The organism is Streptococcus sp. HMSC034E03 (assembly GCF_001811505.1).
GTDB lineage: Bacteria > Bacillota > Bacilli > Lactobacillales > Streptococcaceae > Streptococcus.
Genome location: NZ_KV804942.1, coordinates 80,228 through 106,961 on the forward strand (window position 1 = coordinate 80,228; position 26,734 = coordinate 106,961).

General features: G+C 40.8%; 24 protein-coding genes. 6 read left to right on the forward strand and 18 right to left on the reverse strand.

Features of this window, described 5'->3' with window-relative positions:
* Positions 1 to 87: 87 nt before the first annotated feature.
* The 7 genes from HMPREF2805_RS00895 to HMPREF2805_RS00920 form a co-directional block, all read right to left on the reverse strand.
* Complete coding sequence (locus HMPREF2805_RS00895) at positions 88 to 585, reverse strand: antirestriction protein ArdA (RefSeq protein WP_000342539.1); 498 nt, start codon at positions 583 to 585, stop codon at positions 88 to 90.
* A gap of 118 nt (positions 586 to 703) precedes the next feature.
* On the reverse strand, positions 704 to 925 hold the full coding sequence (locus HMPREF2805_RS00900) for a hypothetical protein (RefSeq protein WP_001009056.1): 222 nt from the start codon (positions 923 to 925) through the stop codon (positions 704 to 706).
* Between the two features lie 42 nt (positions 926 to 967).
* Positions 968 to 2,173 (reverse strand): MobT family relaxase, encoded by a 1,206-nt coding sequence (gene mobT / locus HMPREF2805_RS00905; protein ID WP_015646596.1) that lies wholly within the window; start codon positions 2,171 to 2,173, stop codon positions 968 to 970.
* Between the two features lie 34 nt (positions 2,174 to 2,207).
* Positions 2,208 to 2,348 (reverse strand): conjugal transfer protein, encoded by a 141-nt coding sequence (locus HMPREF2805_RS10440; RefSeq protein WP_074186995.1) that lies wholly within the window; start codon positions 2,346 to 2,348, stop codon positions 2,208 to 2,210.
* A 2-nt stretch (positions 2,349 to 2,350) separates the two neighbouring features.
* Positions 2,351 to 3,736, reverse strand: a complete 1,386-nt coding sequence (locus HMPREF2805_RS00910) for an FtsK/SpoIIIE domain-containing protein (protein ID WP_000813488.1) — start codon at positions 3,734 to 3,736, stop codon at positions 2,351 to 2,353.
* A 28-nt stretch (positions 3,737 to 3,764) separates the two neighbouring features.
* A complete protein-coding gene (locus tag HMPREF2805_RS00915; RefSeq protein WP_075231014.1) occupies positions 3,765 to 4,151 on the reverse strand; it encodes a YdcP family protein in 387 nt (128 codons plus the stop codon).
* Positions 4,152 to 4,166: 15 nt separating this feature from the next.
* On the reverse strand, positions 4,167 to 4,481 hold the full coding sequence (locus tag HMPREF2805_RS00920) for a YdcP family protein (protein ID WP_000420682.1): 315 nt from the start codon (positions 4,479 to 4,481) through the stop codon (positions 4,167 to 4,169).
* 446 nt (positions 4,482 to 4,927) lie between these two features.
* On the opposite strand from HMPREF2805_RS00920, the gene HMPREF2805_RS00925 reads away from it, so the two are divergent.
* Genes HMPREF2805_RS00925 through HMPREF2805_RS00940 form a run of 4 tightly spaced genes read left to right on the forward strand, consistent with a single transcriptional unit; the run spans position 4,928 to position 7,809 of the window.
* Entirely contained in the window at positions 4,928 to 5,254 is a 327-nt protein-coding gene (locus HMPREF2805_RS00925; RefSeq protein ID WP_006149048.1) for a PadR family transcriptional regulator, read from the forward strand.
* On the forward strand, positions 5,241 to 5,834 hold the full coding sequence (locus HMPREF2805_RS00930) for a DUF1700 domain-containing protein (RefSeq protein WP_075231015.1): 594 nt from the start codon (positions 5,241 to 5,243) through the stop codon (positions 5,832 to 5,834). Before HMPREF2805_RS00925 ends, HMPREF2805_RS00930 begins: the two co-directional genes overlap by 14 nt.
* On the forward strand, positions 5,827 to 6,774 hold the full coding sequence (locus HMPREF2805_RS00935; protein ID WP_075228971.1) for a DUF4097 family beta strand repeat-containing protein: 948 nt from the start codon (positions 5,827 to 5,829) through the stop codon (positions 6,772 to 6,774). Before HMPREF2805_RS00930 ends, HMPREF2805_RS00935 begins: the two co-directional genes overlap by 8 nt.
* Positions 6,775 to 6,804: 30 nt before the next feature.
* The gene (locus HMPREF2805_RS00940; RefSeq protein WP_075228970.1) at positions 6,805 to 7,809 is read left to right on the forward strand and encodes a DUF6574 domain-containing protein; all 1,005 of its coding nucleotides are present in this window, start codon (positions 6,805 to 6,807) and stop codon (positions 7,807 to 7,809) included.
* Between the two features lie 155 nt (positions 7,810 to 7,964).
* Here the strand turns inward: HMPREF2805_RS00940 and HMPREF2805_RS00945 are convergent, their stop codons facing one another.
* The 11 genes from HMPREF2805_RS00945 to HMPREF2805_RS00995 form a co-directional block, all read right to left on the reverse strand.
* Positions 7,965 to 8,822: a DUF4299 family protein gene (locus HMPREF2805_RS00945; RefSeq protein WP_075231016.1), complete on the reverse strand. Its 858-nt coding sequence runs from the start codon at positions 8,820 to 8,822 to the stop codon at positions 7,965 to 7,967.
* A gap of 127 nt (positions 8,823 to 8,949) precedes the next feature.
* Positions 8,950 to 9,936, reverse strand: coding sequence for an oxygen-dependent tRNA uridine(34) hydroxylase TrhO (locus HMPREF2805_RS00950; protein WP_004251023.1), 987 nt, complete (start codon positions 9,934 to 9,936; stop codon positions 8,950 to 8,952).
* Positions 9,937 to 10,067: 131 nt separating this feature from the next.
* On the reverse strand, positions 10,068 to 10,757 hold the full coding sequence (locus HMPREF2805_RS00955; protein ID WP_075231017.1) for a CPBP family intramembrane glutamic endopeptidase: 690 nt from the start codon (positions 10,755 to 10,757) through the stop codon (positions 10,068 to 10,070).
* 164 nt (positions 10,758 to 10,921) lie between these two features.
* The gene (locus HMPREF2805_RS00960; protein WP_075231018.1) at positions 10,922 to 12,403 is read right to left on the reverse strand and encodes an ABC transporter substrate-binding protein; all 1,482 of its coding nucleotides are present in this window, start codon (positions 12,401 to 12,403) and stop codon (positions 10,922 to 10,924) included.
* Positions 12,404 to 12,512: 109 nt separating this feature from the next.
* Complete coding sequence (locus tag HMPREF2805_RS00965) at positions 12,513 to 13,433, reverse strand: carbohydrate ABC transporter permease (protein WP_006149055.1); 921 nt, start codon at positions 13,431 to 13,433, stop codon at positions 12,513 to 12,515.
* 13 nt (positions 13,434 to 13,446) lie between these two features.
* Positions 13,447 to 14,376, reverse strand: a complete 930-nt coding sequence (locus HMPREF2805_RS00970) for an ABC transporter permease (protein WP_049530327.1) — start codon at positions 14,374 to 14,376, stop codon at positions 13,447 to 13,449.
* 214 nt (positions 14,377 to 14,590) lie between these two features.
* Complete coding sequence (locus HMPREF2805_RS00975) at positions 14,591 to 15,706, reverse strand: DUF4767 domain-containing protein (protein WP_075231019.1); 1,116 nt, start codon at positions 15,704 to 15,706, stop codon at positions 14,591 to 14,593.
* A 112-nt stretch (positions 15,707 to 15,818) separates the two neighbouring features.
* Positions 15,819 to 17,699: a beta-N-acetylhexosaminidase gene (locus HMPREF2805_RS00980; protein ID WP_075231020.1), complete on the reverse strand. Its 1,881-nt coding sequence runs from the start codon at positions 17,697 to 17,699 to the stop codon at positions 15,819 to 15,821.
* Complete coding sequence (locus HMPREF2805_RS00985; protein WP_075231021.1) at positions 17,693 to 18,562, reverse strand: ROK family protein; 870 nt, start codon at positions 18,560 to 18,562, stop codon at positions 17,693 to 17,695. Before HMPREF2805_RS00985 ends, HMPREF2805_RS00980 begins: the two co-directional genes overlap by 7 nt.
* 84 nt (positions 18,563 to 18,646) lie before the next feature.
* Positions 18,647 to 21,292, reverse strand: coding sequence for an alpha-mannosidase (locus HMPREF2805_RS00990; protein WP_075231022.1), 2,646 nt, complete (start codon positions 21,290 to 21,292; stop codon positions 18,647 to 18,649).
* 98 nt (positions 21,293 to 21,390) lie between these two features.
* A complete protein-coding gene (locus HMPREF2805_RS00995; protein WP_075231023.1) occupies positions 21,391 to 22,671 on the reverse strand; it encodes a glycoside hydrolase family 125 protein in 1,281 nt (426 codons plus the stop codon).
* Positions 22,672 to 22,843: 172 nt separating this feature from the next.
* On the opposite strand from HMPREF2805_RS00995, the gene HMPREF2805_RS01000 reads away from it, so the two are divergent.
* Together HMPREF2805_RS01000 and HMPREF2805_RS01005 are read left to right on the forward strand one after the other, a co-directional pair.
* Positions 22,844 to 24,928: a GH92 family glycosyl hydrolase gene (locus HMPREF2805_RS01000; protein WP_075231024.1), complete on the forward strand. Its 2,085-nt coding sequence runs from the start codon at positions 22,844 to 22,846 to the stop codon at positions 24,926 to 24,928.
* Between the two features lie 425 nt (positions 24,929 to 25,353).
* On the forward strand, positions 25,354 to 26,734 hold a 1,381-nt coding region (locus HMPREF2805_RS01005), incomplete at its 3' end, for an APC family permease (protein ID WP_075231025.1).

A 26,734-nucleotide genomic window follows, 5' to 3' on the forward strand; every position in this document is an offset into this window, starting at 1 on the left:
TAATCAATCCTTTCATAAAAAATAGGGGTAGCTGATTGAGCCACCCCGTAAAATAGAAAATCTGCCAGTAGTAATGTACCGACAGATTTAATAGACGATTTCAAAAATCCCATGATTGGTTGAGATAAACGTTCCTGAAAGGTCTAAATCCCGACCATAGGCTTGATAATCAATATAGTTTTGAAGACTAGCTGGTACTTCGCCTAAAGCACCCGTTTCTTCAATGTAGTAGCGTGCCACGTCATACATATCATCACAATCGGAATGAATGATAATATCCTCTTGATGTTCGCTTAGTTCTTCAATGCTTGAAAAATGAGTGAGCAGAGCAGATAGCTCCGATTGTAATTCTTCGGGTAATTCCGATACCATTTCCCATAGTCGATTGAGTTCGCCAATGGAAGTGTATTCGTCAACCGTAAAGGGTAACTCGTAGTCATGAATGGCGTATTCCTCATATTCATCATTCAAGCCGATTTTCTCTTTGACTTCCTCAAAATCAATGGGAAAGGTAAACCATGCACCAACTAATTCGCCCTCATTGTATTTGCCTAAATTGGCAATGTAGACTTGCATATCGTCCATGTATTCACACGTCCTTTCTTTATAGAGATTCAAAAATCCCTACCGCACTTCGTTTGGTGTACCATTCTTTTGCGGAACATAAGAAAACCACTTATATTCCACAAAATAACGGTTTAATTTAAGCACCAATAATGCGATTGAATAGCTCTAGTAAAATGTCTTTTACTCCAGCAGCGTTGAAGACTAAGCCTACCGCAATAATCGCAATAATGAGAAAGCCAATGAGTTTACTGAACTCACGCTTGAAGCCAAGATACAAGCCAATCACAACGATTGCTAAAAGTACCAGTGATTGAGCGTTTGATAGAAACCAGTTATAAAGGTTTTGTCCAAAATTCATAAAAATGTTCTCCTCTCTATATTCAATGAATTTGTGTTTAGGTTATTTCTTTGTCGTTATCACGTCCTTATCTTTTGCCGACTGTTGCTTCAAAATCTGCTCATGCCGGTCTGTCAGTTTCGCATGGTCGAGAATGTCTTTCACAACCTGCGTCTGGTTGATTTCATCAAGTTTAATCGCAACCTTTAAAGTGGGTGCGACTTGATGGGAAAGCCAGTTCAGCGTCCGCTGGAAAGAGTAAGGCTCTGGTTTTGTGGTTAGTTTTAATCGTTCACGGTTGTTCCCAATAAACCAAGCCCATTCTTCATTCAGCTTCCAATCAGAACGAGGTTTGGAATCGTCTTTATCTACAAAACGGATATACCGATTGATAATTTTAAAAGCAGTCTTTTCTGGATTGTCATAGACGAGTAAATCACGGACTGCATAATAGGCACGCTCATTTTTCAGCCGAATCTCAAAACGGTTTTTTACTTCTGCGTCTTCAATGGGAATATCATTTTTCTTGTACTGTTCATAGTCCTTTTCATAGATACAGAAATAAACTTCACTCTGTAATGAACCGATATAGAGGGTATTTCCCATACATTCCTTTTCATCTTTGCGTACCAGTTCGCCACTGCGATAGCTTTTGAAACTGCGGAAGACGGATATACATTCTTCCTGTCTGCATTTTTCAGTGAGTACAGGGATATTCAAAATCCCTGTCTTATCGTTAATGGCAAGGTCAAGGCGTTTCATCACACCGCCAGCCACCAAAGCGTCCATAAAGAACTCATACCAGCTTCTTTGTTGAGCCAGAAGATAGCTTTCAAATTGCCGACACCCACGACCTTTCAATTCCACCAGAACTCCTTTGTCCAGTTCGTGGGAGCAGAGAACGAATATATCGCCTAAAGCATAATGCTCTGAATAAGAATAGAAACCATAGTCCTCATGAAGAAAATAGGACAGTTTCAGTTGTAAGATGTTTTCGACCACATGCTGTACGTCCGTTGTGGGAAAGCGAATCCTTACATAATCAAAGAGCATTTCAAGGGGAGCGTCGGGATTGAAGCGTTCCAGAGCTTCAAAAAGAGATTGCTGTAAATCCTCTGATGGCTTGACTTTTCCTGTTTCAATATCGCTTAGATACTGCCTTGTAATACCAGTCGCAACCGCTAAACGATTTTGAGATAGTCCATAAGCCAAGCGTTTTTCTTTTAACTGCTGTAACCAAGTTTGTTCATTCAGTAAAAATCCCTCCAATCAAAAAGGCGTATGTCAACTTTTAAAGCCCATTTTACATACGCTGAAATTTTGTAAATCCCTTGTAACCAAAGGATTTTCTAATGTTTTTTTGACTGTTTCCTGTCGATTTGTACCCCCCTGTTAGATACGGGGGGTTAAGTGCTGGCGTGGCTATTGCCACACCAGCCAGCAAGATCAGTCCACACCTGCGACTTCCGCTTCGCACGTCGCCTGCGTGGACTGTCTGCTGTTGGATAACTTTTTAATTTCCTCCAAGAAATCATATCCTTTTGGTACAAGGGGAGTATAAAACTCTGATATGACACTTGTTCCTACATCAACATAGCCACGACCTTTGATTCGCTTTAAGAAGAAATCCTTTTGTACGTCACTGCCAAACATCATGCCATAGCCCATTTCAGACATACGACCTAAAGCCACTCTGAAATTAAACTGATCACGGATTCCGTCGCCTAAATATTTTGCGTCTGGACGTTGACAAGCCAGTATTAGAAAGAAGCCAGCTTGACGACCTAACATGACAATCTGTTTCAGCTTATTCATAACTGCGGTGTTTTCTTTTGTTCCCAGCATTTCCATGAAAGCGACGTATTCATCAAAGATTAAGAAGTGTGCCGGGAGACCTAAGTAAGCATAATTTTTGCCAGTCTTATAGTTCTTCATCTGCTTCATTTCCTCACTACGTTTCATCATTTCTTCATAGAATGTTTCAATGCAAGAAAGCAAGTCTTCTTTTCTATAGTAGACATTTGCCATCACAGAACCTAAGTCCGCAAGGTCAGCATTTTTCGGGTCAAGAATATACAGTTTTGAATCTGTATGAAGCAAGGCTTCAATCAGTGTCAGTATAAAGTAAGTTTTACCGCCACCTGTACCACCAGCAATCAACATATGAGGGAGCTTATCATATTCCCACCATACGTTTTTCATTAAGCGAAGTTTACCATCTTTAGCTTCTACTTCATCAATAGAAATACGACTGGCTATGGTGTCATAGAGCAAAGTATATTCCACATAGGAATCCTTTAACTCTTTATCCGTCAGCTCACAGTACAAGCCACTCTCTAATTTCTTTTCCAAGTGTAAGAGTTGGTCTTGATATTTTCCCAGCGTGATTTCCACCCGTATCTGTATCAAGCCATTTTTAAGTCGATAATACATTTTAGGGAAGTAGGTTATCTTTTCCTTTGTACGACCAGCACTATCTTTAAAGAAACCCTCTGTTTTGACCTGTTCAGATTCATACCACTTGTTTTCAAGTATCATCTTTGCCAGTTTTTGACGGTGGTAAAGTTGTTTAACCGTATCATAGCGAACCCGTTTGAATACAAACGCTACCAGCAAGCAGATAAGAATTGCGACACTGAAACTGATAATTAAATAGGGAATGTCAATCTTATCTGCTTGTGATAGGTTAAAATCCTGCCAGTTGATCTGCTGGATTGTCTTCACATGAAACAGTCCGACAACCAGCAGGAAAACAGGCAGGAGTGACGCTATCGTAAAATGAAAGACTAAATCTTTACCAGATGGGCGAATCCTTTTACCACGCTGTTTCATGCGAAAAAGTCTCCTTTCTACCTAGCGACTATTTGTCTTGTGTCGGTTCTTTCTTTGCTTGTGGTTGAGCTTTGAATGAACTAGAATACTTTGTCAGCACAATATCGTCTGCCTTGATATACCAGTCAACATCTGCTCCTTGATAGGTGGCAGTAGCAACGGTGTCCGCAATGGGATTGATAAGTTCCACCCGTGCGTTATAATCAAACTCTTTCAAAGGCACGCTGGCAGGAATACTTACTTGAATCATGCGTCCTTGTCCTTTGGATTTTAAGTCATAGGTACGTTCCTTGATTTCATCTGAAACCGACCCGTCTTCATTTTGGATTCTCACTTCACGACGTAGAGCAGAGAATTTCAATTCTCCAAAAGTCGTGTCTTTATCTAATACAATGCCATTTGCTAATCTCATCATTTTTCCTCTCTTTCTTTATTCTTTTATCATGTCGTCAGCATGTAAAAGGTAATTTGTAAAACCACGAGTGCCGATTTTGTAGCCCTCTGCGGTAATACGTGGATTGACTAACTTCACACGTTCCTCAAAGCCGAAATGTTTTTCGCCAGCTTCAGCAGGAAGCACCACCACAATATCATCTGCTCTTTGAACATCAGAATAGAGATTATAGCTTCTTGATAAGACAGTTAGCCGTCCGTTGATTCTTCGCTGAACGACTTTATCCTCGCCAGCAAATTCTAAATTGCCGAATGTTTTTTCCATGTTGGGAATCACAAATTTAAGTTCCATATTTTTACCTATCCTTTCTTTTTTATTGGCTGAATGAATGTTTGATGGTCTTAAAGAGTGGGGAACGACCTTTTGATTCTTGATTTTTTGTTTTCATAAGTTCACTTCCTTTCAAAATCGGGTAAAAAAATAGACACCTCATTTTTTGAAGTGTCTACCTATTAAATATTCAAATTTTATTGGAAGTATCTTTATATCTTCACTTTTCAAGGATAAATCGTCGTATCAAAGCTCATTCATAAGTAGTAAATTAGTAGTAAATTGAGTGGTTTTGACCTTGATAAAGTGTGATAAGTCCAGTTTTTATGCGGATAACTAGATTTTTATGCTATTTTTCTTTGAAAAATTTTACACATATTACTTGACAGGGCTTACAAATAGATGTATGATGTATGTGTAGAATAATTATATATAAAATTTTTACATACTAAAAAAGGAGGTCCCCCATGTATTTTCCAACATCAGCGGCTTTGATTGAATTTCTCATCTTGGCCATTCTAGAACAAGGGGATTCCTATGGTTATGAGATTAGCCAAACCATTAAACTCATTGCCAAAATCAAGGAATCTACCCTCTACCCCATCTTGAAAAAACTGGATACCAACCGCTATCTGACTACATACTCTCGCGAATACCAAGGTCGGATGCGGAAGTACTACTCCTTGACAGAGATTGGGGAGGAGCAACTATTTGTACTCAGAGAAGAGTGGACACTCTACACTGACACCATCAATGGCATCATAGAAGGGAGCATTCGCCATGACAAGAACTGAATATTTGAATCAGCTTGAAGCCTATCTGATGAAGCTTCCTCAATCTGATCGCATTGAAGCCATGGATTACTTCAAAGAACTCTTTGATGATGCGGGTCCAGAAGGTGAGGAGGAACTCATAGCTAGCCTCGGTAGTCCAAAAGAAGCTGCCCATGATGTCCTGACTACACTTCTTGATAAGAAAATCAACGAAGAAAATTCCAGCAAGAACGACCGCCATATTTTACGCATCGCTCTACTAGCCCTTCTTGCAGCTCCTATCGGAATTCCGGTCGGAATTGCTCTTCTCATGTCTATCATCGGCATTTTTATCGCCGCTGTCAGCGTACTTATAGCCTTCTTTGCTGTATCAGTAGCTGGACTAATCCTAGGAGGCGTTCTCCTATTTGAAAGCTTCTACATTCTAGCTGAATCTATATCTGCTTTTATTCTGATTTTTGGTGGAGGTTTACTGGCAATCGGAGCTTCATCCCTGGTCTTGCTAGCAACTTCCTATGTAGCACGTTTCTTTGGATTACTAGTCCTTCGACTTATCCAATGGATTCTTAATAGAGGAAAGAGAGGTGAAAGACATGCGTAAATGGACAAAAGGATTTCTTATCTTTGGTGTTGTTACCAGTATCATTGGTTTTTCCATGATGATCATCGGGATCCAAACAGATGGTGTCAGAAGCCTCCTTGCAATGTCTCAAAATCCAGTATTTGAAAGTCGAATGGAAGAACTCGTTTTTGATCAAGATATCGAAAACCTTAACATCTCACTGAAAGAACATTCGCTCGTCATTACGGAGTCAAACGATGATAAGATTCACCTTCAGTATCACCCGACCATCTCTGAAAAAGAAAATCTTCAACACTCTATCAAAGAGAAAAGTCTTGAAATAACTGATACCAAATCAACTACACGTCGCTCTATAGGTTCTAGTATCGAAGGTATCCTCTTTATCGCAAGCGGAATTTCTAGCCGCAATGATGAAGTTGTTCTCTCATTACCAAGAGGAAAAGACTTAAAAAATCTAACTGCCCAGGTAAACCATCGTATCCTTTCAATTGCCAATGCAAAACTCAGCAATGCCAAGATTCTGTCAAATGGCTATCTTCTTCGTATCACTGATAGCGAGATTAAAAATAGCCAACTGATCACAACTGGAATTGTCAATGTATTTGAAACCAGTCTAACAGATAGCCGCATCCAAGCAGACCATGAACATATCTCTGCTGAGGATATTCAAGTACATGGTAAGGTAGAGCTAGAGTCAGAAAAAGATATAGTCATCAAACTAGCTAAAAAAGAACTTGAGAGAATTAATGTAGAACTTTCTTCTGACCATGGTTCCATCTATCATCGTAGTAGGGAAGGATATAATCCAAACGAGGAAAACATGGAAGATGAAGAGTTCTCTAATCCTTACAAATCAGAGAAAAAAGATACACAAGATTTACTTGTCGCAAAAGCTGGTCAAGACATCAATCTACCAAAAGAGGATGTTCGCTCGCCTTCTTATAGACATCATGAATAAAAAGTTACTAATCAAAAAGGAGGTCTCATCATGACTCAAGAATGGTTCGAAAGTGCTGATTTCGAGAAAACAGCCAACAATGAGAAAAAAGATAACCCATCTGACCCAGTCATTCCCCAAGAAGAGTTAAAAGAAAAAGAAGAGTTGCCAGTGGTTGAAGAAAGCCTTCAAGCCAATCCTGAAGAACAAGAAGCTGACCTAGAAAAAGTAGAGAATGACGAACACGAAGAAATCGTTGCAAAGACAGACAAGTCAGAAGAACCTGTAGAGACTGAAGAACAAGAAGAACTGGCAACAAAGACAGACCAAGCAGAAAAAACAGTTAAGAAAGCACATCAGCCTAGCAAATCTTTGGAAAGTCCATTTGTCCCAGATCCTGTCCCTACAAAAACTGCAATCTTCAAAGAAGAATTGGCTGATTTTTGGACTTGGCTACTAGGTGCTCTGAAAGAGCCGACAGCTCGTTTTGATACAGATAAAAAAAATAGTTACACCGCCTTTGCCCTCCTAACTATCTTTTCTGCTACGAGTTTTCTCTTTACTGTTTACCACGCCAAACATAGCTACTACGGCCATATGGCGGCTATCAACTCTCATGTCAGCGAGCAGTTTCCTTCACTGAATCTCTTTTCTATCTTCTCCATCTTGGTAGCGACAAGTTTATTCTTCTTTTCTATCCTTATGGGTGGATTTGTAGTTAAACGTTTTGTCAATCAAGACAATGACTGGACACTGGAAAAATCCTTGCAAGAGTATAGCAGACTCTTCGCCCTTCCTCTCCTGCTCACAGGTATTGCCAGTTTCTTTGCCTTCTTTAATAGTCTACGCTTTGCGGCTCTTCTCTGCCTCATTAGCATTGGTCTGGTACTTCTTGCCAACCTCTATACCATCTCAAGACCAAGTAAAGATAGCCAAACTGATCCTTTCTATCGCCTTCTCTTGGCATTTCTAGTTAACGGTGGTATCCTATTTCTCTTCTTCCTAGCAGAAATGACTCTAGTTTTTGAATATCTACGAATCCTAGCTTTTATGTAAGATAAAGGCAGCGAGATAGAAAGATATTAGCTTTAGAGGATCATTACTATAAAATTTTAGAAACACAAAAGCGAACAAGACAGAATTTTGATAATCAGAAAACTAATCTTGTCCGCTTTTTAACTTTATAGAAACTTTTATCACAGATTCCTTATTTATCTATTTGCTAAGACTTCAAAATCCTCTCCTGAAACTGGTCCTACCTCTATTTGGTTGGCGTCCAAATCCTGACAAAGTTCCTTTGGAAGAGCTTCTAAAAAGGCTTGATAATCAAGTCTAGCTACTGCTTCGTAGTCTTCAGGCTTAGAACCATCTCCAGAGATTTTTACCAAGTCAATCTCCCAGATAAGTTCCTTGCCAGCCAACTGCTCAACATAAGGCACAGGAACAACAGGACCTTTCGGCAAAATTGTCTTAACCCCCTGAGCCAGGTGATAGATGCCGTGGATCTTACCTTCACTATCTGGGTAGAATTTTGCACTTGCAGGGTAGGCATCTGACTCTTGAACCTTTTTGACTAATGCTTCAAAACGTGCCACTCCATCTTCTTCCAAGAAGCTTTCTAAATCCTTCTTATCAAAGTAAATAGTTGATAGAATTCCTTGGCAGAAGCCCAAACGAGCACCCTTATCAGCTAGATAGTTTTTAACAGTTTCTTGGAAATAGTTTTCCAAGTCAAAGTCTGCCAAGCCTTCAACTGCTTCACCAACCTTGCTAGACAAGGCTTGTAAGAGAGCTTCGACAATCTCCCAATCAGCTCTTGTAATCAAGTCAGGAATGATTACTTGATAACCTTTTTGAGAATCTACATAACGAACTTTAAAGAGAAACTGAGACTTGCCTACGATTCCACACTCGATATACTCGAGGCGATTGAGGGGTTGACGGAGATAGACTGCATCATAACTATGTGACTCTAAGCCATCTACCAAGGCCAAGACTGACTTAGCTGTTAAAATCTCCTGTTGTCCTAAAATACTTTGTTTATTTGGAATAAAAAATGTTTTCACCATAAATGGTCTCCTTTGAAATCGTTTACATATAGTATACACCATTTTCCTGAAAGATGCAGAAACAAATTTAAGATTTTTTAGTCAAAAGCATAGAAAAACAGCCCCTTATCAAGGACTGTTGATACTATTATACGACTTCAGAATGATCCAAGTTCTCACCAATAGCTGCTAAACGCTCGATGACTTGGTCTTGTGTCAATTCATGTTCTAAAACATAACGATTACGTGGGTGAACACGGCATTCGTGTGAGCAACCACGGAGATATTTATCTTCGTTGTCTTCTGATGCCAAGATACGACGGTTACAGAAAGGATTTCCACAGTTGACATAGCGTTCACATGGTGTTCCATCAAACCAGTCTTTCCCTACAATGGTTGGATTGACATGGTTGACATCGACTGCAATACGTTCGTCAAAGACATACATTTTCCCATCCCAAAGTTCCCCTTGAACTTCTGGATCTTTCCCGTAAGTGGCGATTCCTCCATGCAATTGACCGACATCTTTGTAGCCTTCACGAACCATCCAACCAGAGAATTTCTCACAGCGGACTCCACCAGTACAGTAAACTACGACGCGCTTGTCCATGAACTTTTCCTTGTTATCACGGACCCATTGTGGCAACTCACGGAAGTTGCGGATGTCTGGACGGATAGCTCCTCGGAAGTGGCCAAGATCGTACTCGTAATCGTTACGTGTGTCAAGGACAACTGTATCTTCGTCTAGAAGGGCTTCTTTGAATTCTTTTGGTGACAAGTAAGCACCTGTTGTTTCAAGAGGATTGATGTCGTTATCAAAGTTATCATCCTCTAAACCAAGGTGAACGATTTCCTTTTTGTAGCGAACAAACATCTTCTTGAAGGCTTGCTCACTTTCTTCATCAATCTTGAACCAGAGGTCTTCCATACCTGGAAGGCTGTGAACGTAGTCCATGTATTTTTGCGTTGTTTCGTAGTCTCCAGAAACGGTTCCGTTGATCCCTTCGTCAGCCACTAGGATACGACCCTTGAGGCCAATAGACTTACAGAAAGCTAAGTGGTCTGCAGCAAATTGTTCCGCGTTTTCGATGGGAACATATTTATAGTAAAGTAAAACTCGAATATCTTTTGACATAAGATTGATTCTCTTTTCTAAGATTAAATTATCAGAATTTTTCATTCAACTATACCAGTATACTCTCCCAAGAAAGCGAATGCAATTTATTTGACCGAAAATTGAAAACAAGACCATTTTCAGATCTTGTTTCAACTAAATATTCGGTGAAGAAAAGTTAACAAAAATGGCAAGGTTGCTACAATATTATTAATCACATGAATTGCATAGCTAGGATAGATACTCTTGGTATAACGAGTTAATCCAGCACAACATACTCCAAATGTCGAAAAAACAAGAATATCTAAGAAATTTGGAAAGCTAGAAAAGTGAGGAAGAGCAAATAAAACCGAAGGAAGAATCAGGTCAAGTCCAAGCTTCGAATCTTTAAAGAAGGCGTGTTGGAACAAACCCCTATAAATCAACTCTTCCATCAGAGGACCTAGGAAAAATAAGGTCAGGTAGAGACCCAACTCGGCAAAATTTGTCCCACTATAGCCGATTAGTACAGCCCAGCCCTCAGAGGTTGACTGTACATGTCTTGCCGTTTGAAAATTAAAAGATATGCAAAGTACGGTTACGAAAACCGTCAAAACTGTATACCATAGCCATTTTTTCTTTTGAATAACAAAAAGGTAGCCATGTCCTGCCTTGGCTAAAATCCAAATCATGAGGCCAATAAAGACAAGACTGATAAGATTTTTAATCCAGAAAAAATTGCCAATCTGAGAAGAATATTGCCAGTAATTTTGAACCACCAGTGTTAGCTGAGAGAGTCCATATACGAAAAATAAGTAAGATAAGATTGCACTGATTTTAAAGAGTAGATGGTATTTTTTCATATGTCTGTGTCCAATGTTATATGTAAGAGCAAATATCTAGATAGAAATACAGATAATTATATGCACTTACCCTAAAAAGAATCACCACCCCGTCTGGAAATATCCAGACAAGGCAGTGATCGCTCTTTTTAGGAATGAATACACGAAATCAATTGTTCTTGCGATTATTTGCTTTTCAAGAATTCGTCGTATTGTTTTTGCATTTCATCCAATACTTTTTGGTAAGCACCTTCAGATTTAAGTTTTTCCATCAATTCTGGAATAGCTTTTTCTGGGTCTACAGTACCAGTGTTGATAGCTGTATCGAATTGTTGCATAGTGTTAGTGATAGCTGAGATTTCAGATTTCACGTTGTCAGTGTTAAAGATGAATCCAAGCGCTGGAGATTCTTTTGCAGTTTCCAAGTCTTTCTTAGATTGTGCAATTTGCTCATCTGTAACGTTTTCGTTGATGTAAAGGATCCAGTTGTTACCAGTGTTCCATCCTGACATGTGAGTGTTTCCTTTGTATCCATCAAGGACTTTAACACGGTTTTCTTTACCTGCTACTTTTTCCCAGTTCTTGCCTTCTGGTCCATAAACAAGTCCGTTCAAGAGTTCTGCATTAGTGTTCAAGAGGTTCAACACTTCCATTGCTTTTTCTTTGTTCTTAGAGTTATTTGAAATTACAAAGTTAGCAACTTGTGTTGTTTGGTTTTTCTTGATGAAGTTAGTAAATGGTTTGATTTGGATGTCTCTGTTAGCAACACGAGAAAGCAAGCTGCTACCGTAGTCAGCTGGTCCTACTGTTTCTTCGCGAACAAACCAAGTATCTTGAGTAAGGTCATATGAAGTTTCGCTTGTTGCTACGTCTTTTGGAATGTATCCTGCTTCATAGAATTTGTGAAGAGTCTTCAAGTGTTCTACGAAACGAGGAACTTCGTAACGGTTTACGATCTTAGTAGTGTCGCCTTCAAGATCGATGACGAATGGAAGTCCGTTTGCAACTGGGTAGTCAAAGTTTTCTGATGGAATAAAGTTTTTACCAACAGCAAATGGCATTACATCTGGAGCTTTTTCTTTGATTTGTTTCAATACTGGTTCAAGTGTTTCGTATGAAGTTACACCTGAGATATCAATTCCATATTTTTCAAGAAGTGGGCCGTTGAAGGCAAAGTTTTGTGAAGATGCAACGTTGGCTGCTACTGGAACTGCGTAAATTTTACCGTTTACAGTGTTACCTTTGATGTAAGCTGGGTCAAGTGCTTTGTAAAGGTCAGCTCCTTCTTTCTTGTACAATTCTGTCAAGTCAGCATAAGCACCTTTTTGAGCGTTTACGACATAGTTATCTGCAAAGGCGATATCATAGTTTTCACCTGATGAAGTGATAACTGACATTTTCTTGCTGTAGTCACCCCAACCAAGGTATTGGATATCCAATTTAGCGCCAACTTTTTCTCCGATGATTTTGTTTGCATTTTCTAGCAATTCATCCAAGTTATCTGGTTTGTCACCGATTTGGTACATTTTGATAACAGTTGTATCACCTGATGATGATGATTCAGCAGCTTTTTGGTTATTTCCTTTAAGGTTTCCACAAGCAGCAAGGCTAGCAGCTAAAGCGACAAGGCTAGCAGATGCAAAAGCATATTTTTTCCAGTTTTTCATTATAAAAACTCCTTTTTTTATTTTTAAAGTTATTAACAAAATTAAATTGTTGATTTTCCTTTGTCAGAAAAATCAGAGTTAGAGAAGAAACAATGTTTCTTAGACTTCCTTACTCTTTAACACCACCGATAGTCAAACCTTTTACAAAGTAACGTTGGAAGAATGGGTAAAGGATAGCAATCGGAACAGTCGCAACTACGACCATGGCCATACGACCTGTTTCTTTTGGTAGGGCAACTGCAAGCTGTCCTGACATACCAACTGACTTAGCAATGTAATCCATGTTGTTTTGAATTTGCATGAGCAAATATTGTAATGGATACAAGTTATCACTCTTGATGTAAAGAAGGGCGTTAAACCAGTCATTCCAGAAGCCAAGCGCTGTCAATAGTGTAATCGTTGCGATACCTGGTAATGACAGTGGCAAACAGATTTGGAAGAAGATACGAGCTTCACTAGCTCCATCGATACGAGCTGATTCGAGGATTGCTTCTGGGATGGTTTTCTTGAAGAAAGAACGCATCAACATGATGTTGAATGGTGATAGAAGCATTGGAACAATCAAGGCCCAAATGGTATCACCAAGGTGAAGCAATTGTGTCACCACGATATAGCCTGGTACCAAACCAGCGTTGAACAACATACTAAGAAGAGCGAAGATTGTAAAGAATTTACGATACTTAAATGTTGAACGCGAGATGGCATAGGCATAAGTTGTAGTGATAAAGACGTTTGTCAATGTACCGACAACTGTCACAAACACTGAGATAAAGAGTGCTTGTAAAATCTTATCTTTGAACTGAGCCAAAAACTCAAAACCATCTAATCCAAACTGTGATGGGAAGAAGCTATATCCATATTGAACGATACTCTTCTCATCTGTAACTGAGATAATGATGACAAAGATGAAAGGCAAGATACAAGAGAAGGCCAGCAAACCAGATATGATACTAAAGAAGATATCTGCCTTTTTGCTGAAGGAGTGTATGCCAACATTATCAATTTTTTCTTTTTGAATTTTTTTTGCCATATGCTCCTCCTTTCTAGAATAGTGCCGAGTTAGGATCAACACGTCTTGCAAGTAAGTTTGATAGAATAACCAGAATCAAACCGACGACTGACTGATAGAGACCGGCTGCTGATGCCATACCGATATCTGCTGTCTGAGTCAAACCGTTAAAGACGTAGACGTCCAATACGTTTGTTACGCTATAGAGCTGACCAGCATTGTGAGGGATTTGGTAGAAGAGACCGAAGTCTGCACGGAAGATGTTTCCGACTGCAAGGATGGTCAATACTGTCACAAGTGGTGTTAACTGAGGGATGGTTACGTTGCGGATACGTTGCCATTTGCTAGCACCGTCCACTGTCGCTGCTTCGTAGTAGGTTGGATCAATACCCATGATTGTTGCATAGTACATAACACTACTGTATCCAAAGCCTTTCCAAATTCCTAGGAAGAGGAGAAGATAAGGCCAGATACTGATGTCAGCGTAGAAGTTAATCCCCTTCATGCCAAGAGCTTCTAAGGTGTGGTTAATAAGCCCTTTATCGATATTTAGGAAAGCATCTGTAAAGAAACTGATGATAACCCAAGATAGGAAGTAAGGGAATAACATAGATGTTTGGTAGATTTTAACCATTTGCTTAGAGCGAAGTTCACTAAGGATAATAGCGATACCAACTGACACGATCAAACCGATAAAGATAAATCCAAGGTTATAAAGGACAGTGTTTCGAGTAATGACAAAGGCATCTTTGGAACTAAACAAGAATTTAAAGTTATCTAGTCCGACCCATTTACTATTTATAATACTGTGAACGAATCCTTCACCAGTCATATGGTAGTCTTTGAAGGCAACCACATTTCCAAATACTGGGATGTAGAAGAATAAGATCAACCAAAGTGTCCCTGGTAAAACCATTAAGAGAAATATCCAATTATCTCTCAAAGTTTTTGAAAACTTGTTCATAATTTCCTCCCTTTTTATTTTTCTAAAACTTGATAATCTCACAATTTTTAGACTTGATAACGTTTACAAAAATAGTATACTCCTATTTTAAGGATAGTTTAAACTACTAATTATAGAAAAAACTCCACAAATTATTTTATGTGGAGAACTTTTTTATATAAGAAGGATGTTTCACGAGAAACGTCTTGCTTGCAAGAGGTGTTGCCCATATTTGTTACTTGAAAACTTGTTCTAATATCGGTTGGTGAAAATCAACAAAATGAACCTGGGCATCTATAATAGCACCTGCTTCGTTTTTATAAATCTCTGGTTCCCCCTCAGTATGTAAAATAGTTGGGTGACCATCCTTGTAGCCAAAGAGAATCACTTCTGTCCCTGCTTCATTTACATAACAGGCCAAGATTTCAAATCGTTTTTCTCCAAGACCAGCAGTATAGCCATGCCATTTAAAAGTATATTTGACTCCATCGACTTGCCCAAATTGCATCATCTGATCCGGAACTGCAAGCCCATAATAGCGACCATATGTTGCTAGGCTAGTTGACTTAAATCTTTCACCCTTACTATCTGAGTAGGATTCCATGGCTATTTTTATCTTGTCTGTTAGAGAACTATTGTCTATATCTGGCTCATTCTCTGTAGCTACGCTTGTTTTTAATAGAAATTCCTTAAAGCCTTGTGCTAAATCTGTGTTTTCAGTCTCTTCAAAGTTTGCAGCACTGATAGTTTCTAAAGTCTTATCGGCATGTAAGACCTGTGCTTGCCCATCTTTCAGTGTAAATAAGTAGAAATGTTTGTCCTGATCATCATAGTAGGCATCCAAAACCAAGTAATCATAGGCGTTGTCACTGGATACCCCGAAAATATTCCATCTGACTCTTTTCTGAGAGACAGTGGTTGTTTCCAATTGTTTGATGAGTTCATTTTTTTCGTCAAAGTTTCTATGCTCTAGTCTATAATAGGACTGTCCCATAGAAGCAGCCCAGCTTGCAAACTCTTCCTGCCACTTTTCCGTGTTGTATTGGATTAGCTTCTGAAAATCCGAGTAGTTCTTCATAATCAAGGCTTGGTCAGTCGGATTAGATTGCTGGAGCTCTTCCATGGCTACAACCGTAGCAGCCATGGGTGATTGAACACTTGTATCCTTGTCTTCTTTTTCGTGGAAAAGAGCCTTTTGATAGGAATCCGCTAGGTAGTGAAAATAGTTTGTTACTTCCTTGGTTTGTTGGTTTTTTGGTGTTAACGAACTAGTTGCGCTATCTTCTGTCGTCTTTTGACAAGCAGATAAAACTAGCATACTTGCACCTAGGACTAGTAGTAGCTTTTTCATGGTCAGACCTCCAAACTATCCTTATACTTTCATTATACTCCTTCCCTAGCTCCAAATCAAAGAACATCTCCATTTATTTAAAAGGAGATGTTTGGCTATCTGTGATAAATTTCTAGGTTGTATAAATAGTCGAAGCTGTCGCGATGGTATGCCACTGGTTGGCTGTCGTTGCTGCGAAGTCCTTGTCTGCGTGGAAGTCAGTAAATGGAAGAATCTCTACTTCTAGTTCGTCAATACGAGAGATTTCGCCTGCCAGGTAGTTTTCAATGCGACTTTCTGCTCGCTTGATGCGTTGCAAGAGCCCACCCATACGGATATCTACTGTATCCAAACCAAAGACCTTGTTTTCCTTCAACCATTGTTGGCTAAAGAGCTTGTGGAAGGTTTCAATCTGGCTTCTTAATTTTGGTAGTTCTTCTCTAGCAATTTGCTGCAAGCTCTCTTTATCGCCTGCTTGATAGGCTTGACGGATGCGTCGGCCTACATCAACCTTACTACTTAAAATAGCATTCAACTGAGCCTGAGTTTCAAAGAGATAAGCGTAGATACCTGCTTTTTCTTTAATGTCAGTAAGAATCTCAGCTGCCTGAGCAAAGTGTGGCTTGTCCTGTTCAGGAGTCATGTGCTTGTCAAGGATTGGACAGAGGACATCCTGATAAAAGACATAGCGGTTAGGGTTAATTCCACTGAGATTGTCTGGCAAGTCTGGTAAGAGGTTGGCCAGGTCAAGCTGCATAAAGTCCTCAACGGATAATCCTGTATTGGTCTTGAAATGAGCTGACAGACGTTCTAAATCATTGCGGTAGCTGAGTTCTGCCCAGATTTGTAAGCTCGGTAGGATCGAGAACTGGGCTGTTTCACCACCATTATCTCCCCAACCAGTCACAATGACTTCTTTGATCTGATTGGCACGGCAGGCTTTGTTTGCTTCAAGAGTAATGAGACGGCTGAAATGGTTATGAGGTGTAAAGCCAATCCACTTCCAAGCACCACCTGCAAAGGCGATATCCTGGCTAATCTTGTGATGGTTACTGAAGTTACGATTGTATTTTTCTTCGCTATCTTGGTAATAATCCCAGTAAACCAAGGTCACACGGTCTTTGAGACGGTCAAGGTAAACACGAGTCTCCTCTGGAATCTCCACATCACGGTCGTACTGGCCGTCTGCTGACATGAGTTTGAAGAACATATCGCTCCACATCTGGCAGTGGAAACCGTATTTGTCTGCAATATCCAGCACGCGCTCCAAGTGTTGGCACATGAGGAGACTACGATCAACCACACCGTTCAGGATAAGATAACGCCCCAAACCAACTAGGTGAGCTTCATCCATCCCGATATTGACCTTGCGAGTTTGTAGTTTAGATAACGTCGCAAACATACCGTCAATCAGGTCGTAGACTTTTTCTTCGCCGATGAGGAGAATGTCCTCTACATCACGAAGTTGCTGCACTTCCTTGACACCCCATTTGACAAAGGCTGATAAGTGGGCCAAGGTCTGGATACATGGGACAAAGGTCATATCAAACTGATGAGCGTAGGCTTCAATTTCCTGTAACTCTTCAGCTGAGTATGCTCCACGGAAATAACCAAAATAGGGTTGTCCCTCAATCTGATAGGTGTCTTCCATATAGAGCTCAAAAGTTGAGTACCCCATGAGAGCCAAGACTTCAATCATCTGCTTGGCAGAAGCGACATTGAGCACCGCATTTCGGGAACAGTCAGCCATATAAGCCAAATCTTCGTAAGTAGCTTGTTCTTCAATTTCTACCTTGTCACCTTCTGCCAAAGCTGTTGCTAGCACAGATAAAGCGCGGTAGAGTTGATGAGGTTTGCGGTAGGTCAGTTGATACTGCCCATTCTCACCCTTGATAGAGATAGAAGCTTGGTCAGACTGAGCGACTGCCACCTCTACATCCGGTAGGGAGATGTGATTTTTTAATACTTCAATAGCTTGCGCTTGTTTGGGACTAAGTCCTGTAAATCTTACCATTGGTTTTCCTCCTGTAACCAGTTGACAAGGGCACCGTAGAGATTGGCATCTGCGTGATAGGTGCAAGCTTGAATGACTGGAGCAATTGTATACTCTTCATATCTTTCCACAAAGGTGTCTACTGCTTTTTGCACACCTTTGATAAAATCTGGGTTTTGACTGATAGAGCCACCTAGGCTAATCACATCTGGGTCAATCAGGTACTGGATATTGAGCAGTCCTTGAGCCAGATTACGATTCATACGCTCAATGGCTTCCTGGCAAAGAGCATTGCCGGCTGCCGCTTCTTGGTAAACCTTGCGGCCATCCCAATCAGACTGACCAGATTTTTCAATGACGTAACGAACCATGTTTCCTGTAGAAGCTAGTAGTGACCAGTTGTTGAGCTTTTCCGCCGGTTCGATGGTTGTCATATAGCCAAACTCACCGCCCAAGCCATGACGTCCTCGGTGAAGCTTACCATTGATAATCATAGCCCCACCGATTCCTGTACCAATCACGACACAGGCTGCATTTTCAATCTCAGGATGAGCCAACAATTCACTGAGTCCAACGCAGTTGGCATCATTTTCTAGATGGATTGGAAGCTTGTGATGAGCAAGGGCCTCATACCAAGAAAATCCATGGATGTAAGGAATGGCGCTAATTCCCTCAATCACACCTGTTTCTTGATTAACTGCACCTGGTACACTCATAGCAATCCCACGATAGTCCTGTTCTGACAAGCGTTGGTCCAACCAAGCTAGCAAATCTTCTAGAGTCTCTGGAGTTGGTGTGCTGGTCTTATCTAAAATCTTTCCATCAGGAGTTAGACTGGCAAATTTAATCCCAGTCCCTCCGATATCAATGGTTGCAAGGGTCATTGCTTTCACCTGTAAAAAGGAGCGAATCAGCAGTTGGTTCTTACTTTTTCGCTCCTCCTTTCTGTTTATGTTTTCTTTTTGAAATTAAATTTCTTCTTTTTTAATCAATTCTGTACGAATTTCTTGTGGTGCCAATAGTCCTGAATGGACTGGGTATGGGCGTTCCAACAAGTCAAGAATGGTTTGTTGTTTTTCAGACACACGGATATTTTCTTGACTCATGTTGTAGTAACGAAGGACATAACCTTCTTCATTCTCAGCTACCTTAAAGGCTGTCGGGCAGACTTGTGGCAAGTTCAGTGCCGGATGGTTAAAGAGGCTACCCGTTGCTGCAACGCTCCCCTCTTGTTTTGCAACTTGAAGAGCTGTAAATGGCACCTGGAAGGCTTTGGCACGACGGAAAGCGGAGAAGCGTTCCCCTGCTTGGTGACATTCTACTGCAAACTCAACTTCGATAGCTCGCAAGCACTGAGCTTCTGGTGTTGGGAAATAGCCCCAGTCACCGAGTTCGCCTGAAGCACGAAGAAGGGTTACAGCCATGGTGTCATCTCCAAGAATTTCATATTCGTGCAATCCTTTATTGGATACGGTCACTCCTTTAACATCATCATACAAGCTGACAAAAGCTTGTTGGTGTTGTGGATTTTCAGGATTTTCCCAAGAAGCTGCTGGTTTATTTGGTCTTGTCACAACTTCATAGATGCTTTCAGAAGCATTGCTTGGACGAGTGTTATGAGTTTTCACCAAGAGACGAATGCGGTGGTCTTTGGCTGTATTAGTAAAGCGAGTCTTGAAGCGAATCTGTGGATTGTCCACAAAGACAGTCATTTCTGTTTCAAGAGGAATGGTTGTCAACTCTTCTGAACGACCTGCATCTCGTTTCATGAACTCGATGATACCTCTTTGTTCTGCATCCAATTTTTCATCTGCGCTAACTGGAACAGTCAAGTCATGTTTGAGCAAGATTTTGGCATAGCGAGCATTGTTTTCTAAGACTTCATAACCTTTCAGTTGAGCATAAATTGGCTCAGTTCCTTTCGGCTGGAAGTAAATGTACTCGTTACCAATATCTCCACGGTCCTCGAATTGGATGAAATCTTCGTAGGCTTCATTCGTAGTCTTGTCGTAAACTGTAATTCCTTCATCTACACTCACTGTTACGAATGGGGTATCAATGACTCCATTTTGATAAATACCATCTCTGTATTCTACTTGGCCTTCAACTAATTGGAAGCTTGCCCAAGAAAGCGGAGCAAGGTGGACCGGGATTGTCACGCGCACTTGACGAGCAATATAGGGTTGGCGGAACTTGTCTTTTGGTAAAGTATAACCAAAACTTGCTCCCAAGTCTTCAATCTTAGCTTCAATGACATGACCATCCAAATCTTCAACATGGTAGGTTGGTAAGGTCACGGCTGCCATCTTCTTGTAACCTTCAGTCGGATGCAATTCTTTGAAATCACAAGTAGCCACATCCACTACAACACTAACTGTATCAACCTTGTCATGTAAAGCTGTGTTGACAACGGTAAAGAGGTAGTCGCTTTGCGCATTTTGAGTAGCTAATTTACCCTTCCATTCGTTAAGAAGATTGGTCTTAACAAAATTCCCGACTTGATTAACCTTGGCAAAACGAGTTTCCATTTCACGGTGAACTTCGTCAATACTACAACCACAGATACTATCGTGTGGTGCATTTTGCAAGAGCACTTTCCATGCATAGGTCAATTGGTCCTTATGGTTATGACCACCAGTGAGAATAGTCAATGGTTCCACAACCTGCTCTAACAAGTTGCTATTTTCTTGGAAGGATTGTTTGAGGTAAACGCGTGAAGAAGAAGTATTGGCAAGAGTATACCAACCATCCGTTTCCTGACTGGTCAACTCACCTGTGACCGTTGATAATTGTTCAGGAAGGGCACTTTCCAGTGCTTGGACATATTCGTCAAATGAGCTATGAGTAAAGGTCACGTCAGGGAAGAGTTCGTTTGCCACACGAATGGCTTCGCTCAGATTTCTCTGAACAGGTTGGTGGTCACAGCCGTTCATCATCAACCATTGGTTGGTCGATGCATAATCACGGACGTCTGCTAACTTTTGCTTCCAGAAAGCCAAAGCCTCGTCTTTATCCACTGGAATTTCATTCCCGTTACTGTACCAGTTAGCAAAGAGAATACCGAGCACACGACTTCCATCAGCCCCCTGCCAGTACATCTCAGAAAATTGAGAAGTAAACTGTTCATCTTCAAGGACTTGGTTATCAAATCCGATTGGCTTGACACCGCGACCAAAGGCTGCCACGTGAATACCTGATTTTTGAAGAATTTGAGGCGCTTGTCCCATATTTCCAAAGGTATCTGGGAAGTAACCAATCTGAGTTGATTTACCCCATTTGGCACATTCAGCTTGTCCAATCAAGGTATTGCGGACATTGGCTTCGCTGGAAATCAAGTAGTCATCCTGCAAGATGTAAAAGGGACCAATCTTCAATTTTCCTTCGTCAATGTAGCGTTGAACTTTGTCGCGATTTTCAGGGCGAATATCCAAGTAGTCATCAAGGACAATGGTTTGTCCATCCAAGTGGAAGCTCTTGAACTCAGGGTCATTTTCAAAGAGATCAAAGAGATTGTCAAATAATTCCACCAACTGCATACGGTGGCTTTCAAAAGGCAAGTACCACTCACGATCCCAGTGACTATGTGAGATAATATGTACGACAACATTTTCCATGAAGTAAAACCTCATTCTAAATTTAAATTTTTATTGTTAACGTTTTAAATGTAAATTTGTGATTCTTTCCAAGAATCAGTTGCGCTTAAGCATGTTCCTTAGCGGATATCCAAGTAATCCAAGACCAACTCACAAAACATCATGTTGGCCCAAGAGAACCATTCACGAGAGTAGAGGGTCGGATCATCTACGTGGAAGCTTTCGTGCATAACACCTGTTCCACCATCGCAAGCAACCAGCTGATCTAGCAAGAATTTTTTCTCAGCTTTATCTGTAGCTGTCAAGCCTTGGATAGAAAGGGCGATTGGCCAGATATAGCGATAGAAGGTATGAGAACTTCCGAGACCGCTAGCGTATTCTCCTTGGTAGAAGTAGGGATTTTCAGGGCTCAGAATGGTGCGACGAGTGGCTTGATACACTTCGTCATTGACATCACAGTAGCCAAGATATGGGGCAGCCAACAAACTTGGTACGTTTGGATCATCCATGATGCTAGCATTTCCTAAACCATCTACCTCAAAGGCATAAATCTTCTCACCCTTGCTGTTAGTAGTGTAGGCGTAATTTTCAATCCCTTCCTGAATCTCCGCCTGGAGACGCTTAGCATCAGCAATGATGCTCTTGCTATCAGCTAGATTCAATTCTGCAAAGATTTCTTGGACATAACCTAAGACAACCACTGCAAACATATTTGATGGAATCAAGTAGCTATACTGACAGCAGTCATCACTTGGACGAAAGGCTGACCAGGTCATCCCTGTCACAGCAAAGTCTGGCCCAAAGCCGTCATTTACCAAGGTATCTTCCTTACGATCAGTATCACGGACGAAGTGATAAGGCGAGTTCTTATGATCTTGTTCCACCGTCCAGAGATGAAGGATTTCCTTAGTCGCTGTAACAAAGGTTTCATCAAATTGGCTAGTCTCACCAGTTTCTTTCCAAAGGAGATAAGCCAATTGCAATGGATAACAAAGCGAATCTACTTCATACTTACGTTCCCAAATCCAGCCATTGAGGTCTGTATGGTCTGTCTCATGATGACCCTTCCAGTTCTCCTCAATATTAAAAGAGTTGGCATAGGGATCCTTGAGAATCAAAGTCATCTGGCGTTTAACCAAGCCAGCAATGGTCTGGCGCAAACGAGGGTCTCTTTTTGCCACATGAAGGTATGGTCTAAGCTGGGCAGTCGAGTCACGAAGCCACATAGCTGGAATATCTCCCGTCAATACAAAGGTCGAGCCATCTTCTAAAATCTCAACTGTATTGTCCAAGGTGTCTGTATAGCAACGTTCAAAGACATCAACCCACTCAGGATGCTCCTTGGCACGCTCTGCTACCTCATCTAGCCACTCTCTGACAATTTCTTTTGAATAAACCATAAACTATTTTGCCTCTTTCAAACAAATTTTCATTTTCAGTATATAGCTTTTAGTCCAGAAAATATATACACAAATGTTAGTCATTATTCTACAAAATTGTTATATTTTGAAGTCGCTTTCTAAAAGTCTCCTTTTTCTGATATAATGTAGAAAACTACTGAAGGAAACCACTATGAAACCGATACTTGAAACCATTGATACCCGCTTTGGCACAGCTAGCAAGCACGCCTTTTCTCAGGGAAATACCCTACCTTACGCTGGAGTACCTTTTGGGATGAATTACTTTGTTCCACAAACTAGTGACCAGGAAGGGTCTTGGTTTTTTGATCCCCATCTTCCCATATTTCAGGGTATTCGACTAACCCATCAGCCTAGCCCTTGGATTGGTGATTATTCTTGGTTGCTACTGACTCCTGTTACAGGAGAAATCAACGGTGACACCCTCTTCCATCGTCAGTCTTCTTATAACCTTGATCGTGCTATTTTCAATCCCCATTATCTCAGAACTTTTTCTGAACGTTATCAGATTGAAACCCAACTCACACCTACTTGCTATGGGGCTTCTATTCAACTAAGACAGATACAAGGCAAGAAGCTCTCACTCTATCTGCATGCAGCTGATGATTTATCATTAGAGCAAGTAGATGAGCGGACTGTCAGCCTTGGTCAAAGCGGATTAACCGAAACCAACAAAAGTCCCCTCGTCATGTTCACTGCCCTCGCATTCTCTACGGATATTCTATCTATCTATCAAGTGGGGCAAGACTGGCGTATCGACTTGGCTGGAGCAGAAGCTCTAGTTCAACTAGCTACTTCTTTTATTTCTAAAGAACAGGCCCTCTTTAATCTGCCTAGAAAAGACTTTGAAGAAACGAAATCAGAGGCCAAAGAAAGTTGGGAAAACCTTCTAGGTCGTTTTGATGTCGTGGAAACTGGCCCTGTAGACCGAACATTTTTTGATCACTGTCTTTATAGACTCTTTCTTTTCCCACAAACCTTCTATGAGGTAAATGAGCAAGGCGAGACTATTCATATAGACCTTGCTTCAGGAACGATCAAGCCTGGTCTACTCTATACCAACAATGGTTTTTGGGATACCTTCCGCACTTCATTCCCGCTCTTTGCCTTGATTATTCCAGAGCACTATCGTCAGTTTATTGAAGGTTTCCTCAATAGCTATAGAGATACCGGGTATCTCCCTAAGTGGCTGGCTCCTGACGAAAGAGGAATGATGCCTGGGACTTTGATTGATGGCCTTCTTGCAGATAGTGCTTGCAAGGATATGGCACCTGAACTTGAAGAAGAATTTCTCAAAGCCATGATTGAAACTGCGACCAAGGCAGATCCAAAAACTATCAACGGACGACACGGCCTGGCTCAATACCAAAAACTAGGATACCTATCCACGGACTTCCATGAAAGTGTCAGTCATACACTGGACTATGCTTACAGTGATTTTTGCATCTCTACCTGCGCAGCAAAATTAGGTCAAGAAGAGCTGGCTCAAACCTATGCTCAATATTCTAAAAACTATCAGAATCTATTTGACTCTGAGACGGGTTACATGAGGGCGCGTGATGTAGATGGCAACTTCCGTCCTGACTTTTCTCCCTATAGTTGGGGGCGTGACTACGCTGAGTGTTCAGCTATTCAAGCCAGTTTGGGTGTCTTACACGATATTTCTGGACTTAGCCAACTAATGGGTGGAAAAGAAGCCTTTAGTAACTATCTTTTAAAAGCTTGTCAAAGTCTCCCACTCTTTGAAACGACGGGTTATGGATATGAAATTCACGAGATGAGCGAAATGGCAACAGCACCATTTGGTCAACTAGCCATTTCCAACCAACCAAGTTTCCACATCCCTTATCTCTTCCGCTATAGCAATTATCCTCAATACACCAGTCTCTTAATCAAGACCCTCCGTCAAAAAGCCTTTCGAGCTGGCTGGGATGCTTATCCAGGAGATGAGGATAACGGTAGTCTATCTGCCTGGTATGTCTGGTCTGCCCTTGGGCTTTACCCGACCTGCCCAGGAAAAGCTATTTATGACCTTGGGATTCCACTCTTTGACCACCTTCGTGTCTATCTAGCAGAAAAAAACCAGTGGTTGGATATTCGTACGCAACAAAATCATGAACACTTCCACTTTGTACAAGACTGTCATCTTGACGGAAAAGAAGTTCAGAGTATTGGTCACCAGGATTTGCTAGATGCCCAAAATCTAGACTTTACACTCAGCTGGTTACCAAATCACTAATAGTTCAAATCCCTTTGTCATGTACAAGGGGACTTTCTGATTTATACCAAATCCTCCACAAAGTTATCCACAGATTGTGTATAACTTTCAATCAACTTTCAAATCAATTTCATGTACTTCCAAACGATTTCTCTCAACCATTTTTTTGACATCCTAAACTAAAACACCCTGAATAGCCTGTTCTATCAGTCTTTATATCCGACTAGCTTAGTACCCAACTCATACATTCTATCTCTTTTTTCTAAACTAACATTTGGAAAACAATTTTTTATTTCACAAAGTTATCCACAGATTGTGTATAACTTTTACTCAAGTACAAACTCCAGCTGATAAATTCCCCCTACATTTTTTATAGGAAATTTCGGATTTTGTTAGGCGCTTTCAAAAAAACATGATATACTGAAATTAATAGAAAAGGAGACATTATGAAAAAAGATCAACACCAACTTAATTGGCTGATGGTTTCTCTGATTGCCTTCAACATGGTTTGGGGGCTAGGAAACGTCGTCAACAACTATTCTCAACAGGGAATTTCAGTCGTCGTATCTTGGATTTTAATCCTCGCACTCTACTTCATCCCTTATTCCCTCATCGTTGGACAACTAGGTTCTACCTTTAAGGAAAGCGGAAGCGGTGTTAGTGACTGGGTTGAAAAAACATCAACCAAACGTTTAGCTTACTTTGCTGCTTGGACCTACTGGGTTGTGCATATCCCTTATCTCGCACAAAAACCTCAAGGAATTCTAATTCCGCTTGGTTGGGCCTTGCAAGGTAACGGACAATTCCTTAAACAAATCGACATCCACTGGATCGTTATTCTCTGCTTGCTAATCTTTGGACTTTTCCTCTACCTTTCTACAAAAGGATTGGCAACTCTAAAAGTCATTGGTAGCTTAGCGGGAAGTGCTATGTTGATTATGTCTTTACTCTTTGTGCTTTTGGCTGTCGGTCTGCCTTTCATCAAGCCAGATATTCAGTTTGCGACACCGCACATGGATCAACTGAGCACCTACATTCCAAACTTTGATTTTTCTTATTTTACAACAATCTCACTATTGGTCTTTGCAGTTGGTGGTTGTGAAAAAATTTCCCCATATGTTAATCAAACTCGCAACCCTGCAAAAGAATTTCCAAAAGGTATGATTGTCATGGCCATCATGGTGGGGCTCTCTGCTATCCTCGGATCAGTTGCCATGGGAATGCTATTTGATGGCAATAACATCCCTGAAGACCTCATGCGTAATGGTGCTTATCAAGCCTTCCAAATGTTAGGAAATTCTTGGGGAGTTGGAAACCTCTTTGTCGTGATCTACGCTCTTACAAACATGGTCGGACAAATCGCTGCGCTTGCCTTCTCTATTGACGCACCATTGCAAATCCTTCTCAATAACGCTGATGAAAACTACATCCCAAGCTGGCTTCGCAAACGTACTGAAAAAGGTGTCCTCATTAATGGCTACCTTCTTACAGGTGTCCTCGTTAGCCTTATCATCATTCTTCCAATTTTTGGTATTCAGGAAATTGATGGACTTGTAAAATGGATGACAAACCTCAATTCGATCGTAATGCCAATGCGTTACCTCTGGGTATTCCTTGCCTACATGATGCTCAATCGCGCTTGGAAGACATACAAAAATGCCGAATACAAGTTTGTGAACAATCCTAAGCTTGGTTTTGTTATCGGTACTTGGTGCTTCCTCTTCACTGCCTTTGCTTGTATCCTAGGTATGGTTCCAAAAATTAACTACGCTGAAAATCCAACTGCTTGGCAATTCTCTCTTCTTACAAACATCTTGACCCCAATTA